The organism is Vibrio ishigakensis, from assembly GCF_024347675.1.
Lineage (GTDB): Bacteria > Pseudomonadota > Gammaproteobacteria > Enterobacterales > Vibrionaceae > Vibrio > Vibrio ishigakensis.
On sequence record NZ_AP024882.1, the window covers coordinates 430,280 to 446,355 of the forward strand.

Below are 16,076 nucleotides of genomic sequence, written 5' to 3' on the forward strand. Positions count from 1 at the left end.
GCGACTCGTCTTTTTTTGGTTTGTATTTATCCTCACGACAAAAAAGTAGATTTGTTGTTGGCAACCCAAATCTCCATATTGAGCTCAGATTAATTATTGAGCTCTTTTATATGCAAAAGCACTTCTCACTGATAGACAAGCCAACCTTTTTTGGCGCTCTATTCTTGTTACTTAGCGTGGTCTTTCCCCTCGTGCTGTTCCCAGAGCAGGGGGCAGAGTGGATCAGCGTGGGTAAGACCTTTATGACCGACAAACTCGGGGTTCTGTACCTGTCTCTAGGTATCGCTGCCATCTTGTTTATGCTGTATGTCATCTTTAGTGATATGGGGCAGATCAAGCTGGGTGAAATTGATGAAGAGCCTGAATTTAATACCTCCTCTTGGGCTGCCATGCTGTTCTGTGGTGGTATCGGTGCCAGCATCCTGTATTGGGGTGGCATCGAGTGGGCTTACTATTATCAGTCGCCTCCGTTCCAACTAGAGCCTGGCAGTGAAGAAGCGATCCGCTGGGCGGCAACCTATGGTCTATTCCATTGGGGGCCTATCGCTTGGTCTATCTACCTAGTACCTGCACTTCCAATTGCCTATTTCTACTATGTGCGCAAACAACCTGTGCTGAAAATCTCGAGCGCCCTTATGCCGGTGCTTGGTGAGAAACGTGCTAGTGGCGGTATGGGTAAGTTCGTCGATGTGTTGTTTGTGTTTGGTATGCTGGGCGGCGCTGCCACCAGCCTTGGCTTGGCTGCACCTCTTATCAACGGTGGCTTACACCATATCTTCGGTATCCCAAACAACACCTTAAGTCAGGTAGGTGTACTGCTATTGTGTACCGCGATATTCGGCTATTCCGCCTACGCTGGTCTGGAAAAAGGCATCAAGTTTCTCAGTAACATCAACTTCTGGGGAGCCATGGGGTTGCTTGCGTTTGTGTTTTGCGCAGGGCCGAGCGTATTCATGCTAGAGACTGGCCTCGACTCTATTGGCCGTATGCTGTCGAACTTCTTTGTGATGGCGACATGGGCTGAACCTTTCGGTGGTTATGGGGAGTTCACAGACACCCATTTCCCACAAGACTGGACCATCTTCTATTGGGCATGGTGGCTAGTGTTCGCTCCATGTATGGGGCTATTCGTAGCTCGTATTTCTCGCGGACGAACCATAAAGCAAATGGTGGTGGGCTCTATTTTTTATGGCTCACTAGGGTGTTTCATGTTCTTCATCATCCTTGGCAACTATGGCCTGTCGCTGCAGTTAACAGGAGAGCTTGATGTTATCAGCATATTGAATGCGCAAGGTGCGCCGACAGCCATCTTCGCTATCTTGGATACCCTACCTATGAGCACTATCGTGGTAGGCGTGTTCACTCTGCTGTGCATCATTTTCACCGCAACATCGTTTGACTCCATCTCCTACATCTTGGCGTCTGTGGTGCAAAACAATGTTAGTGAGGAACCGATGCGCTGGAACCGTTTGTTCTGGGCATTCACCCTTTCCTTCCTACCGACAGTGTTGATGTTTGTAGGCGGATTATCGACCTTGCAAACCGCAGCCATCGTCGGTGGTCTTCCACTGTTGATTATCTCGGTAATGCTGATGGTTTCGTTTGTGCGTGCGGCAAGTTTGGATATTCGTCATCAGAAAGAGTATGAAGAGCCAACGATCAATATAGAGGAACTGCCTGATATCGACCCTTGGTCAGCAGAAGGCATGGCCTTTGCCAAGTTTGAACGCTTCAAAGACTTGGCTCAGCAAGCGGCGGAAGAAGAGCGTGAAGCCATGAGTGCGCTGATGTCTCTGCGTAAAGAGATACGCGCTTTTGCCCTAGAACATAAAGATGAGGCAGAGATGGCGGTCAAATTATTGCCGGAAGATCTGCAACTAGAACTGCAACGACTGACCGAGGCTCTGCTTGCAGCGAAAGAGAAAAAGGTAACGCTTTCAGATCAGGTTCAGGAATCTCGAGCCGAGTTTGATAGCTTGATGCTGGCAATAGCGGCAAGCTAACAGCTTTATAGTTTGATATTGACTAGGTAGAACAAACGCTCTACCCTAAAAAGTAGAATGAACGCTCTACCTGGTTAATGTCTATGCTAAAACAACAAATCGCCTCTCGTCTCGAGGTGGCTTTCAGCCAATACGGCTTCGCTGAAGCCAGTGTCGCTCAGCTAAAAAACGCCAGTGAAGTGAGCTTGCGCACCCTATACAAGCACTACCCCTCCAAGGAAGAGATGATCGTTGGCGCCCTAGAGCACCGACATCAGAGATACCTAGATTTCTTGCTGGATGGTTCTCCCGAAAAAGGGCTAGATGCGGTTTTGCACATCTTCGAAAAGCTGGATCATTGGATGGCAGAGTTTGCGCCCCACGGGTGCCTGTCTATCAACGCTATCTCGGCTTATCCAGACAACCTAGAGATCAACCAAGCGGTGCATAAACACAAGCTTGAGGTAAGAGAACTACTCGGTGAGCAAAGTGGTAAACCTGAGCTCGCCACTGCCCTATTCTTGATACACGAAGGTGTGTCCAACGCCTGGCCTGTACTAGGCAAAGAAGCCTCAGACAGTGCCAAGCAAACCCTAATTCAACTACTAGAGAAATAACCATGACTGCTATCCCAAGTAAGATGAAAGGTGTTCAACTTATCGGACACGGCGGCCCAGAGATGCTTGAGTATCGCGAGGATATCGCAGTGCCAACACCGAGTGCTAATCAAGTACTGATCCGTGTATCAGCCGCTGGTGTGAACAACACGGACATCAATACCCGCATCGGCTGGTATTCAAAGGGTGACGCCGACAGCGAAGATGCTTCTTGGTCCGGTGTAGCGCTCAAATTTCCACGCATCCAAGGTGCGGATGTGTGTGGCACTATCGTGGCCGTGGGTAAAGATGTTGATTCCGCACGCATCGGTCAGCGTGTGATCATCGAGCCAAGCATGAGTGAATATGGCGAACAGCCTCTAACCTCACCTTGGTATTTCGGGTCTGAGTGCGACGGTGGTTTTGCGGAATACACGGTAGTGGCGTCGAAGCATGCCTTTAGTCTAGATACTGACCTAACCGATATCGAACTTGCTTCTCTCCCTTGCTCATACTCAACCGCAGAAAACATGCTCACTCGTGCCGGTGTCAATGCCAACGACAAAGTGCTTATCTCAGGTGCGTCTGGTGGTGTTGGCTCTGCAGCTGTGCAACTGGCTAAAGCCCGAGGCGCTTATGTCATCGCCATCACTAGCCCTAGCAAAAATCAGGAACTGCTAGCTCTTGGTGCGGACGAGGTGGTTGCTCGCGATGCAAACCTAGTTAAAGCAATTGGTACAAACAGCGTCAACGTGGTGATCGACCTAGTAGCCGGTGATGCATGGCCTCAATTTCTAGAAGTACTTAAGCCTAAAGGTCGCTACGCGGTATCCGGTGCTATCGGCGGAGCTATGGTGGAATTAGATGTGAGAACCCTTTATCTGAAAGACCTCAGCTTCTTTGGCTGTACCGTGCTTGAAGAGGGCGTATTCCAAAGCCTGATCAACTGGATTGAGACAGGTAAGGTAAAACCTATCGTAGCTAAGAGCCTACCTCTTAAAGAAATCAACACCATGCAGGAGCTGTTTCAACAGAAGAAGCACACAGGCAAGTTGGTGCTTGAGGTATAACTCATAAGTCATTGGTCTTTATGTGGATTGCCCATCTATGCAATCATTCTTTTTGTCCCTTTAAAAGAGTTGTTGCTCAGATTAAATAGAGCACTGAAGTTGTAAATTAAGGAAAGGTAATGCCACATAAAAAAATTGAAGTAAGCACCAAGATGAGCAAAGGCTGGAAGGTAACTGCACAGGTGCGCGAGCATTCGCTTGTTATCGACCAGCCAAGCGGTGGCAATGAAGGTGCGAACCCACTTGAGACCTTTGTTTTCTCATTGGCTGGCTGTATTTCTACAATCGCTAAGATGGTTGCTAGAGAACAGAAGATCGAGCTTAAGGGTATCGAGGTAGACATCTCTGCTGACATCAATACCGATGGCCTTATCGGCAAACAGAGCGATGACCCTGTGGGCTTCAAGAGTATAGATATCAAGGCCAACATCGATGCGCCACTGACAGACGAAGAGAAACAAGCCTTCCTAGACCTTGTCTGTCACCGTTGCCCTATCCACGAGAACCTACTTCGTCCAACGGTAGTGACTCACTCAGCTTAAGATTTTCTAAGGTCTGGTTTTCCAGGCCTTTTTTATTTTCGAACTTTCGCTCTCAACTGTCATCAAATGGCAATCCAACTTAATAATTAATCATTAATATCTCTCTCGAATCCAACGCAATCCAAGCTAAGAGAGAATATTACATGTTCAAGAAATCAGTTATTGCTGCATCCCTAGCACTAGTTTCTGCAACCGCTTTTGCGGCTCCTGCTCCAGCGCCTGCTAAGCCACCGGTTGCAGTTGAAGCACCTCAAGTTGTTGTGTTCAAGAACGTAAATATCTTCAACGGAACTGAAAACAAACTTTATAAAAACCATACTGTAATCGTGACTGGCAACAAGATCACCGCTATCCAAGCAGGTGACGCAGAAGCGCCAGCTGACGCTAAGATCATCGACGGTGAAGGTCGTACGCTAATGCCAGCACTTATCGATGCGCACATGCACCTGACCCTACCGAAAGGCCTGCTTGGTACCAATGATATGCGTTGGACCGAGATTGCTATTCACGGCCAAAAGTTCGCTGAAATGTATTTAGACATGGGCTTCGGTACTGTGCGTGATGTAGGTGGCGCTGATGGTTCATGGACTAACATGGAGCAAACTGGCTACCTAGAAGAAGTACCGCGTATCTACGCATCAGGTGCTCCAATTGCACCAATCGGCTCACACGCTGATGTAGGTCTACAGTCTCGTCGCCTAACTGACTCTCCTCAAAACCTAGAGATCCTGAATATCATGACTAATGCCAACGGCGCAGAAGATATTAAGGAGCAGGCTCGCTATCAATATCGTCAAGGAGCTCAGTTCACTAAGATTTTCCAGAGCGGTGGTGTTTCTTCTAAGTTTGACCCATGGCAGTACACCTCTTACCTAGACGACGAGCTGCGCGCTGCAGTAGCTGTGGCAGATACTTATGGTTCTTACGTAGCAACGCACGTTTACTCATACACCGCGATGCATGATGCACTCGACGCTGGCGTGAAATCACTAGAGCACGGCTTCATGTTCCACGAAGATATGGTGCCTAAATTTAACCAAAATGGCGCATTCATCGCGACTAACCTAACAGCATTCTCACCAGAGCTTGCAAAGGTTCCAGCAGTGCAAGACCCACTGATTCAAGCAAAGCTAAGAAGTGCACAAAAAGCGTTTGATAACTACGTACCACGCATGAAGAAAGCGGAAGAAAATGGCTTTGACCGTCGTGCCTTTAATGTGGACTGTATCGGTGACACTAACACCTGTGCCAAGCAGATTGCACATGAAATCTATCTAAACGCTGAATTCTTTGGTAACTACTCTGCGCTACGTGCAATGACCTCAACCGCAGGCCGAATCTCAGCTGAGTTGATGCAAGACTGGATCAACCCATACTCTGATGGCAAGCTAGGTGTTATTGAAGTTGGTGCGTATGCAGATATCCTGCTAATCGATGGTAACCCACTAGAAGACATCACCCTAATCGGTGGTCGTGAAGATTGGTTTACCAACAATGCTAAGCCAGACGGTTCTCACCTAACTGAAATGGACCTTATCATGAAAGACGGTAAGATCTTTAAGAACACGCTTTAATCTAAATAATCACTTTCGAGCCCAGCAATATGCTGGGCTCAATGTTTTTAGCGTTTAGAAACGTTATTGAGGCACTAACCCATAAGGAAGATTTGAAAACATCTTTGGTTCACCTTGTATAGTCGGAACCGCTTTTACCCCTTGCCAATCAAGTAGCATAATGGCCAACACATTTCGGTGCTCACCATCTTTAAGGTTTGTCGTACCATCTACGGCTGGAACCATACCTGCTTCACGATTAATCGACTGCTGAATCGCCTTGCGCATCTTCTCTACCACAGGGTCATCATCCAAACCTGCGAGCAAGAAATTGATGCCCACTTCCGCTAACACATCTTCTTTTGAACGCTCTAGAATCATGTCGGCGTTTTTGCGGTAGTAGTCGTAAATCCATTGAAAATCAGCCTCGTTGACTGAGTGCTGATAGTACTCAGCGGCAGCAAAAATAATATGAGTCATGCCATAGACCTTGTTCATAAATTGCTGGTCACTTAGCTGCTCATCTTCACTATCTGGATAGGTTTCTCTAAAGGCTTGAGTAAACTCGGCAACCACATCTTGCTCACCCAACTGTTTTAGCCAGTAAACCTGATTTGCCAGTTGTGCAGCCCAAGCACGAATCAAGCCTTTATCGGTGGCGAACTCTTTAAAGTCGTAGCGACGGATTATCTGACGCAATTTCTCATCTTCACGATGCTTAAGGCCATACTCATTCGTGCGAGCCATGGAGCCTAGAAGGTCGATACCAAGATAAGGATACTCTTTTTGATCTATGGTCTCGTTGTAACGCAGTAAGCTGCGTTCATCCTTGTGTTTGTCATAGTTCGCCATGCGCTCATCTGAATAAGCCTTAATTTGCTCTGGGGTATGCACTTCGGTAGCAAACTCATTCAAGCGACTGGCAACGCGCGCCATATCAGCCCATACCGCCGCTTGATACTTGCTATCCTGAGTTTGACGGTACATGCGCAGCCCGTAATGACCCATTTTAAAAGCTGGCAATGTGTAAAGCTGAGTTTCAAAGGTGTGCTTAATCAGGTCTGCATCCTGTTTATAGCTAGGTAATGCATCAAGGTTAACTTGATTATCGATAGTTTCCGCAAAAGCAGGAGTTATAGAAGCAGCCGCCACGGGCAATAGAGCCACGGAAAAAAACAAACCTAACGAAAACACGTAGTTCCGTTTCTCATTACTCAATAACATTGCGCAGATCCCTTCAACTGATAGATACAAAAAATGATTCGCACATGATAAACAAAGTTGAAATTTAATCGAGCGTTCAGTTTTACCCTTATTCCTTTGAGCGACCGAAGCATACCGGGCTTCGCCACAGCCAAGATAAAGATTCACTGCACTTATCTCTCGGCTATCGGCTCAACCAATCCATAATTCATACTGCTTAAACCTATATCCATCAAGCCAGCACTAGTTACTTTTTACTCGTTGTGCGATTGACGGAATACCCATTATTACTGGTATCCATCACTTAACCGGTTTAATTTTCACCAACAGATATAATTGGGCGAGATAAGCAACAGCTTGAAACAACTTTCATGCACAATTCACATGATTGTCGTGAAAAGGCAATTTAATCTGCCTACCTTCTGATAAATTTTCTCCCTATATAGACCTACACCAATTAAAGGCAGACACATGAGTCATTCCCACGATTGCAGCCACTCTCATTCGACTTGCTGCTCTTCTCATAAAAAGTCACCTAAAACGCTGGAAGCGGTGGGTAAAAGATTAAGCTGGCAACTAGAGGGAATGGATTGTCCTAGTTGTGCAGCAAAGGTAGAGCGCGCGGTTGAGCAGGTTACTGGCGTAACTGCTGCTCGCGTTGCTTTCTCAACACAGAGGCTTATCATCTCAGCCACTGCTGAACTAAACGCCGATGATATTAAGGCAACCATTAAGGATGCCGGCTTTGCTGTAGTTGAAGAATCTAAGGATTCTAAGCAACCCGAGTCTGGCCTGACTGGATTCCTTACCCAGAACTCAAAGCTTGTTATCACGGCCATACTCTTTTCATTGGCTATGATTGCAGGCCACTTCAACCCTGCTCTTAAACAAGGTCTACTGTACGCAGTAACCATCTTCGCTCTTATCCCTTTGGCTAAAAAAGCCTTCTCTTTGATGCGAAATGGTACGCCTTTCTCTATCGAAACCCTGATGTCGGTTGCGGTAGTGGGCGCCATGATCCTAGGCGAAACGGTAGAAGCGGCTATGGTGCTTCTGCTATTTATGCTTGGTGAAAAACTAGAGGGTATCGCTGCTAACCGTGCTCGCAGTGGCGTGCAAAAGCTGATGTCTTTGACTCCTGATACCGTTCGCCACGTTAAGGCTAACGGTGAGGTCGAGACCGTTTCGGTTAATTCCATCCTAGTGGGTGACGAGATTGAGGTATTGCCGGGTGAGCGTCTATCGGTGGATGGTCAACTCCTAAACTGCCATGGCGTTTTCGATCAAAGCGCAATAACGGGTGAACCGCTACCTGTCACTCTAAAGTCAAAAGCCAAAATCATGGCTGGTAGCATGGTGGTTGAAAAAACCGTGCGCCTAAAAGTCACCTCTGAGCAAGGCGACAGTGCCGTTGACCGTATTATCCGCTTGATTGAAGAAGCGGAAGAAAAGAAGGCACCGGTTGAGCGTTTTATCGATAAATTCAGCCGATGGTATACGCCGCTGATGATGGTTATCGCCCTATTTGTCGCGGTTCTGCCACCACTATTTTTGGGCGCGTCATGGCAAGAGTGGATCTACAAAGCACTGGCTCTACTGCTGATTGCTTGCCCTTGTGCACTGGTTATCTCTACCCCAGCAGCTATCACCTCAGCACTGGCGAACGCTACACGTCGTGGCGCGCTAGTAAAAGGCGGTATGGCACTGGAGCAGCTTGGCACTATCGATAAGATCGTGTTCGATAAAACAGGCACCCTAACCCAAGGCAAACCTCAGGTAACCGAGTTTTATGGTGACGAGAAATTCCTAACCCTAGCCGCATCTGTTGAGGCTAAATCTACTCATCCACTGGCAACGGCTATTGTGGCTGAGGCTAAGCGCCGCAAGCTTGATATGCCGACTGCTGAAAACACTATGAGCATTTCTGGTGTGGGTGCGTCAGGTGTAGTGGAAGGTCACTCAATTCAAGTGCTGGCTCCGCGTCATATTGAAGAGCTATCGGCAGAATTTAAGAGCCTAGTCGCTAACTTTGAGTCTAACGGTCAAACCGTTGTTGTGGTGACACTAGATGAAGAGCCAAAGGCACTGATTGCCCTACATGATGTGCTTCGTGAAGATGCGGCTTCGGCTATCGAAACATTGAGTGAGCTTGGCATTCAAAGCGTTATGATGACAGGTGACAACCAACGCGTTGCCGCTTCAATCGCTTCGAAACTAGGTATGGATTATAAAGCCGAGTTGATGCCAGAAGATAAGCTCAACAACCTAAAAGCGCTAAATGGCTCGGTGGCTATGGTAGGTGACGGCATCAATGACGCACCAGCACTTAAAGCGGCTAGCGTAGGCATCGCTATGGGCAACGGTACAGATGTGGCGCTTGAGACCGCAGATTGCGCCCTCACCCACGACCGACTTCACTCTATCGCAGGTCTTATCAAGCTATCTCGCAAGACCATGAGCATCATTCGCCAAAACGTAGCCCTAGCTATCGGCAGTAAGGTGTTCTTCTTGGTTACTACCCTGCTTGGCGTGACCGGTCTTTGGGCGGCGGTGCTAGCCGATACTGGCGCAACGGCTTTGGTTACACTAAATGCACTTCGTCTGCTTCGAGAGAAGATAGACGTATAGTAGCCAACTACTCAAACTTCCAAAGCCCCGAATCTCGGGGCTTTTTGCTGTCTAACGATCCACTTTAATACAGTGCTCACAAGTTGGTAGGATCCGATCCTCTACTCGTGATTCCCCATGCCTCTCACAAATCGTTACATTCCCTCCATCGTGGGCTAGTCCCTACTTCTGTATATCGAGATCCAATCATGTGGAATAAACTGAATAAATCCATGATGCTGTGCCAGATGCTATTTGGCCTGTCATTTTATGGCGTGCTAGTGAGCCTAACTCGCTTCTTCTTAGAGGAGCTCAACTATAGCGAAGCGGACACCATGATGGTGGTCGGCGCCTTTGCCGCTATCGGGCCTTTGTTTGCCATCGCCGGTGGCTTCATCGCTGACAAGCTTCTCGGGGCCTATCGCGCTCTCACCATCAGCTACTTTGCTTTCACCTTGGGTTACATACTGCTAGTGCTTGGCGCAACCTCACTACACGTACCTACGGCTATGGCAGGTATCGCACTTGCTAGCTATGGTCGCGGTTTGATGTCACCTTCTTATCCGAGCCTGTACAAACGCACTTTCGCTACCCATAAAGACTTTGAAAAAGGCTTCCCAATCAACTATTCAGTGAACAATATCGGGGCATTCTTAGGGCAATATCTGTTCCCTATCTTAACAGTGTATATTGGGTTCAGTGGTGGTTTTACCCTATCGGCGATAATGGCAAGCCTTGGCTTGTTAACCCTGCTTGTGCTGAAAAAGCCATTTTCTCCACTAGGTAAAACAATCGATACCCAGCCAATATCAGCTAAAACATGGGGCATCTTTGTGGCTGTCTCTGTGGCAATGATTGCATTGGTGTTCTTCATGTTCTCCAATATGGATGTGGGTCAGAACATCGTTTATGCCATAGGCCTTATCGCCATCGGATATTTCATCTCACTAATGTTTAAGGCTGAGGGGGCTGAGAAGTACCGCATGGGTACCATACTTATCGCCACCTTCTTAACCACCTGCTTCTTTGTCTATTATGGCCAGATGATGACCTCGATGAATATCGTAGCAATCAACACCTTACAGGGTGACCTATTTGGTTTTATTCCACTCGAGCCGGAAGCAGCCATGGCGATGAACCCACTGTGGTGCATGGTCGGCGGCCCTATCGTTGCGCTTGGCTTTAGTACCCTTGAAAAGAAAGGCCTCCATCTTACTACTGCCACCAAGATCGCATGGGCCTTCGTATTGACCACCTTTGCCTTTGGCACCTTGACCTACTTCATCAATACCGTAGGGCCTGATGTGGCAATAAGACCAGAAGTCTTCCTTGTGGTGCACTTCTTCCAAGCTATGGCTGAGGTAGTGGTCGGCTCTATGGTGGTGGCGTTTATCCTTTCGGTAGCGCCGCATCATATCGAGAATTTCTCGGTGAGCCTGTTCTCGGTTGCGATCGCTTTGAGTGGTATCGTGGGCGCGGCTCTTTCGACCAATATTGCCTTGGAGAAAGGCGAGGTTCTGACCCAAGAGCTGGCACACACTGTCTACGGTGATTACTTTCTATTCTTGACCATACTCGCAGTCAACATGGTAGGTGTCGCCTTGATAGCCTCAAAAGCCATTAGTGTGATGCTCAAGAAAGCGGAGCAATGCGAAAAGCTTGAAGGCAAGCTCGCCTAATTACACTCGAGAGAGTAGCTCAGATACCTGCTCTCTCAACCATTTACGTAGGGGATCCACATGGGTCCTCTCGTGCCAAAACTGCATGATATCTACTTTGGGCATTACAAACGGCAGTGGGTGTTTGACCAAGCCCGAGTCCAAAGCAATAGCTTGGTCTGCTATCGACTCGAGGCAGGTTACCAGCATATCGCTATTGCGGATAATGGACGGTGGCGACAAGAAACTAGAAAAGCCTGCCACTACCGAGCGAGATAGCCCTCGCTCTTTTAATATCAAATCTATCTTCCCGTCTAAGTCACCGCTTAGGGTTGTGAGTATATGCTCACACTCAAGGTAGTCCTTTAGCTCCAGACGCTCGTCGATAACGCTGTTTTGTTTCGACGCCAAAACTACAAATCTTTCTTCACTGATCCGCTGCTGTCTCATGGTCTTGGGTAAATCTGAATAGAAACCTGCAATAGCTAGGTCACAGCGACCATCCTCTAGCTCGGTGCTTGGCAGTTTGCCACGAGTATCATGGGCCACCAGCACCAGATTAGGTGCCTTCTTCCGCACCAAGGGCAACAGGTGTGGAAACAGACGCTGCTCCATATAGTCGGTGGTGTAGATATTGATACGATCCGGTCTTGTGAGAAAATCTTCCTCTGACTGGGACAAATAAAAGCTCTCTATCCCCTTAATCATGTTGCCAACATGCTCGGCAATACTGTGGGCTTTAGGGGTTGGGGTGAGCCCGCGAGGCGCTTTGATAAAAAGAGGGTCACCGAGCTCATTTCTAAGTTTATTCAGCTTATGGCTGAGTGCAGGCTGGCTCAGTTCAAGACGCTCTGCCGCCTTAGAGATGTTTTTTTCCTGATAAATAATGTGGAAGATCTTCAATAGATTCAGGTCTTTATCTCTAATATTCATTTTTTCGATATCTGAAATTGGTTTCGCTTTATTTCAGAATAGCAGGAGCACTCCTAAGATAAAACGACAACCAAGCAATAGTCAGTCAAAGGAAAAACAATGAAAGTATTAATGGTGCTCACCTCACACGATAAGCTAGGCGATAGCGGACATGCTACAGGCTTCTGGCTAGAAGAATTCACCACTCCTTACTACACATTTCTAGATGCAGGCGCAGACATCACACTCGCCTCTCCAAAAGGCGGTTTGCCACCTATCGACCCGAACAGCACACAAGAAGACGCACAAACTGAAACCACCAAGCGCTACGATGCTGACCAAGACCTTAAGAGTAAGCTTGCCAATACCCTTGAGCTTTCTGGTGTATCTGCCGATGACTTCGATGCCATCTTCTACCCTGGTGGTCACGGACCACTGTGGGATCTGAGCGAAGACAAAGACTCTATCGCTTTGATTGAAGCCTTCTCTGCTCAAGCAAAACCTGTAGGTGCGGTATGTCATGGCCCTGCTGTATTGCGTCATCCTAAGGGCACGGATGGTAAGCCTCTAGTATCAGGCAAGCAGGTAACAGGTTTCTCGAATGAGGAAGAAGAGGCGGTTGGTCTAACCCAAGTGGTGCCTTTCCTAATTGAAGATATGTTTGCACAGACCGGAGCAACCTATAGTCGCGGTGACACTTGGCAAAGCCATGTAGTAACAGATGGTTTGTTGGTAACAGGACAAAACCCGGCTTCTTCGGATGCTTCAGCCAAGGCAGTACTGGCACTACTTTAACCTATCAATGCGCCGATGCTCTGTCGGCGCATTTCACTAATCAGATTGGATCTCCACCCACTGACTTCTCCACTCCTGAGCTTTCATCGGATCAGGCCAAAACTCTCTTTGTTTTGAGATAAGTCCATCTTTGACTATATGAAAGGTAATAGCCGTGTCATCGAGTTTTCCATCGCTCACTGCTACCTCGGTGACCACGCTGTCACCCTCGGATACAACTGAACGCACCTCAAATTGCCACTTACCCTCAGCAGGGTAGCAAGAGTTTAGGGCGATAAATTTGTCTCTGCCTAGGATGAGCTCCTTGGATTGAGGCCAATAGCACTCAAAGTCTGGGTTCAGCCATTCACTCGCTTTAGCAAAATCATTACTCTGCATAGCCTGCCAATAAGCCAATACAACTTCTTTTGGGCTCATACTATTCCTCCCTGAAAATGAGCAAACCCTTGTTATCAGCAGATAATCTAAACCTAATTCCCGCGAAATCAAAGACATAACACCCCTGTTAGATGACTGGTTTATGACAATTTATGCACGAATATGAATATTCAATGAATTACATATTCGGTTAATCAATGTGAAATCTTCAATTTTTATCCTCTTATTTATCTGGTCTATATCAGATTTATTTACATGGATTTTTGGAGATAAAATGAAACCCCTTAATTTAAAGGCGATAGCGGTTAGCGTTACGCTAGCTTTAGCCATGACAGGCTGTAACTCGAGCTCGAGCAACAACTCTCAAGATGGCTCAGGTATTCCGTTTGACCCAAGTGATTACGTGCATATCAACGACCCGTATTTGATGTCGGCTCAGGACGACAGCATAGTGGTTAGCTGGCGTACCGATGCTGGTAGCGAATCAAAAGTGCTATTTGGCCCTAAACCTGGTCTATACACCAATGAAGCCTATGGCGATTCACAGCGTCTTGGCTACCAATATCACTACCACACAACCACTATCGAAGGCCTAACTCCAGGCACGACCTACTACTATCGCGTTATTACGGATAACACAACTTCAGAAGAATTTAGCTTTGTAGCAGCGCCAAGCGAAGCCAAGGAAGGTAACCTACGTTTCCTTGTCATTGGTGACCACCAGTACGCTGAAGATGACCGTATCGACCGCCTAGTGAAAGGTGCTCGCTACGTGTTGGAAACTGAGTATCCAGAAGAAGGGGTTCATGCTGCCTCTTTGGTACTGAACAACGGTGATCAAGTCGACAGAAGTACCCTACAGGACTACCAAGATACCCACTTTGGCAAGATGAAATACCTGTCCGGTGAACTGCCTTTCTATACTGCTCTTGGCAACCACGAATATTATCAAGATCCTACTGCTTCACTTTATTTTGCGCACTTTAAGTACGATCATCTAGATTACCAAGGCATTCAGCCTCTTCCTGACCATGTCGAGGAGTATTACGCATTCAAGAAAGGGCGCGTGCTGTTCGTAATGCTTAACACCGAAGTGAAGCTGAACAATATGACTGGTGATGAAATGGTTCGTCAGGGTCAATGGGTGAAAGAGCTAGTTGAAACGGCAGACCAAGATGACTCTATCGATTGGATCTTTGCTGTAGGGCACCACCCACTTCGCTCCGAGCTTGGCCAAGGTGATGAAGAAGAGCTGGTAGAACGCGTATACACCGCAGAGCTGAACAAGTCTGAGAAATTCGCTATGTATATCGGTGCCCATACCCACAACTATGCGCGCGGTACCTTCCGTGACCACAGTGGTTATCACATAATCAGTGGTGGTGCATCGTTTGACGAATACTGGACCAAACGTTCCAACACACCATGGGACTACGATTCTCTCGTTTCTCACGGTTCAGTAAATGACTACCCTGACGTGTCTCGAACCCAGCAACTGCATAACTTCCAGTTGGTTGATATTGACCTAGAAACAGACGAAGTAGTTATCCAGACCTGGTCTACAGGCAATGTAGTAAACCCTCTACCTAAGCCAATTCTGATGGATGAGTTCCGCCTGAATAAGAGTGGCATCCTACCAGACAAACCATCTGTAGCCGTTTCGACTACCCAGCTTGATATGGAGTATGACACCCTAGAGCTGTCTCTATCTGATTACTACAGCAGTTCAGGTGCTGAGATGTTCAGTACTGAGTTTGTTATCGGTAAACCAAACCCATACACCAACAAGTGTGAAATCAATACCGCCGAGCTAAACGTGAAGCGCGATATTGAGAACATCTTCGGCGCAGAAAGTGATGCTGACCTAGAAGGTATCGACCGAAACAAAGACCAGGACATCTCCAAGCTTTATATTGGTACAGACCACGACTTCTATGTTGATTATGAACTGCCTGACGGCAACTACTGTGCAATCGGTCGTTACCGTGATGAACTGCAGCGCTGGTCGGCTTGGTCAGAGCCTACATCATTCGACGTTTACAACAGTGATGTTGAACCTAAGCACTTCGAGGCGACTATCGCACTTCCTTTGAAAGAAGACCTAGAGCCATCTTTCGCTAGAGACCTGCTGACTTACTTTGTTGAGGGTGACTATGAGTTCGTTCAAGACCCTGAGCGTGGCTCAGTGTTACACACCGGCTACAACCAAGAAACCAAGATCTCATACGTACCTCTTGCCCCTGATCTGGACACGCCAAACAAGTGGCTAGGTGATGATCAAATCACCTTCTCTGTATGGCTAAAACCAGACTCTATCGGTGATTGGGGCTGCTACATGGGTAACGGCCTAAGAACTAAGAGCGGTTTCTGCTTGGGTTCTCGCCAGCGCACCATGTGGGCTACCGGCATCGCAGCAGAGCGCGCTGAATCAGGCGACCATGAGGGTTTCACCTATCTTCGTGCTACCGAATATGCCGCTGATACAAACGTTTGGTCTCACCTAATCACCACCTACGACAACCGTATGGTTCGCCTATATCTGAACGGTGAGTTGATCGCTGAAGAAGAGAAAGGTGCCGCCTTGAAATGGGATGTTGGTAACAACGGAAACCAGTTCAACATTGCATCTGGCTGGTCTGATAGCAGCAACAACAATGAGCGTTACTTCCAAGGCTATATGTCTGATGCCATGGTTTGGGATCGCGCATTGAGCGAAGCTGAAATCAAAGCCATTCACAATCAACAAAAGTAAAAAAGGAGATGGCTACTGCGCTGTGCAG

The 16,076-nt window shown here is 47.5% G+C and carries 12 protein-coding genes; 9 read left to right on the forward strand and 3 right to left on the reverse strand.

Annotation, left to right across the window (positions count from 1 at the left end; genetic code table 11):
• The first annotated feature begins 110 nt into the window (after nucleotides 1–110).
• From Pcarn_RS15845 to Pcarn_RS15865, 5 genes are all read left to right on the forward strand, one after another.
• Nucleotides 111–2,003 (forward strand): BCCT family transporter, encoded by a 1,893-nt coding sequence (locus Pcarn_RS15845; RefSeq protein WP_261836892.1) that lies wholly within the window; start codon nucleotides 111–113, stop codon nucleotides 2,001–2,003.
• 83 nt (nucleotides 2,004–2,086) lie between these two features.
• The gene (locus tag Pcarn_RS15850; RefSeq protein WP_261836893.1) at nucleotides 2,087–2,599 is read left to right on the forward strand and encodes a TetR/AcrR family transcriptional regulator; all 513 of its coding nucleotides are present in this window, start codon (nucleotides 2,087–2,089) and stop codon (nucleotides 2,597–2,599) included.
• A gap of 2 nt (nucleotides 2,600–2,601) precedes the next feature.
• Nucleotides 2,602–3,648 (forward strand): alcohol dehydrogenase family protein, encoded by a 1,047-nt coding sequence (locus Pcarn_RS15855; protein WP_261836894.1) that lies wholly within the window; start codon nucleotides 2,602–2,604, stop codon nucleotides 3,646–3,648.
• A 119-nt stretch (nucleotides 3,649–3,767) separates the two neighbouring features.
• Entirely contained in the window at nucleotides 3,768–4,190 is a 423-nt protein-coding gene (locus tag Pcarn_RS15860) for an OsmC family protein (RefSeq protein ID WP_261836895.1), read from the forward strand.
• 143 nt (nucleotides 4,191–4,333) lie between these two features.
• Nucleotides 4,334–5,764: an amidohydrolase family protein gene (locus Pcarn_RS15865; RefSeq protein ID WP_261836896.1), complete on the forward strand. Its 1,431-nt coding sequence runs from the start codon at nucleotides 4,334–4,336 to the stop codon at nucleotides 5,762–5,764.
• A gap of 63 nt (nucleotides 5,765–5,827) precedes the next feature.
• On the opposite strand, the gene Pcarn_RS15870 is transcribed toward Pcarn_RS15865, so the two are convergent.
• Nucleotides 5,828–6,967 carry a DUF3541 domain-containing protein gene (locus Pcarn_RS15870; RefSeq protein WP_261836897.1) on the reverse strand — a complete coding sequence of 380 codons (1,140 nt, stop codon included), beginning with the start codon at nucleotides 6,965–6,967 and terminating at the stop codon, nucleotides 5,828–5,830.
• Nucleotides 6,968–7,417: 450 nt separating this feature from the next.
• On the opposite strand from Pcarn_RS15870, the gene Pcarn_RS15875 reads away from it, so the two are divergent.
• Entirely contained in the window at nucleotides 7,418–9,574 is a 2,157-nt protein-coding gene (locus Pcarn_RS15875; protein WP_261836898.1) for a heavy metal translocating P-type ATPase, read from the forward strand.
• 188 nt (nucleotides 9,575–9,762) lie between these two features.
• Nucleotides 9,763–11,232: a peptide MFS transporter gene (locus Pcarn_RS15880; protein ID WP_261836899.1), complete on the forward strand. Its 1,470-nt coding sequence runs from the start codon at nucleotides 9,763–9,765 to the stop codon at nucleotides 11,230–11,232.
• On the opposite strand, the gene Pcarn_RS15885 is transcribed toward Pcarn_RS15880, so the two are convergent.
• Entirely contained in the window at nucleotides 11,233–12,144 is a 912-nt protein-coding gene (locus tag Pcarn_RS15885; RefSeq protein WP_261836900.1) for a LysR family transcriptional regulator, read from the reverse strand. It abuts the gene before it with no gap.
• Nucleotides 12,145–12,243: 99 nt separating this feature from the next.
• Here Pcarn_RS15885 and Pcarn_RS15890 point away from each other — a divergent pair, with 99 nt between their 5' ends.
• A complete protein-coding gene (locus Pcarn_RS15890) occupies nucleotides 12,244–12,918 on the forward strand; it encodes a type 1 glutamine amidotransferase domain-containing protein (protein ID WP_261836901.1) in 675 nt (224 codons plus the stop codon).
• Nucleotides 12,919–12,954: 36 nt separating this feature from the next.
• Here Pcarn_RS15890 and Pcarn_RS15895 read toward each other — a convergent pair whose 3' ends face one another.
• The gene (locus Pcarn_RS15895; protein WP_261836902.1) at nucleotides 12,955–13,335 is read right to left on the reverse strand and encodes a nuclear transport factor 2 family protein; all 381 of its coding nucleotides are present in this window, start codon (nucleotides 13,333–13,335) and stop codon (nucleotides 12,955–12,957) included.
• 235 nt (nucleotides 13,336–13,570) lie between these two features.
• On the opposite strand from Pcarn_RS15895, the gene Pcarn_RS15900 reads away from it, so the two are divergent.
• Nucleotides 13,571–16,048 (forward strand): LamG-like jellyroll fold domain-containing protein, encoded by a 2,478-nt coding sequence (locus Pcarn_RS15900; protein WP_261836903.1) that lies wholly within the window; start codon nucleotides 13,571–13,573, stop codon nucleotides 16,046–16,048.
• Nucleotides 16,049–16,076 lie beyond the last annotated feature (28 nt).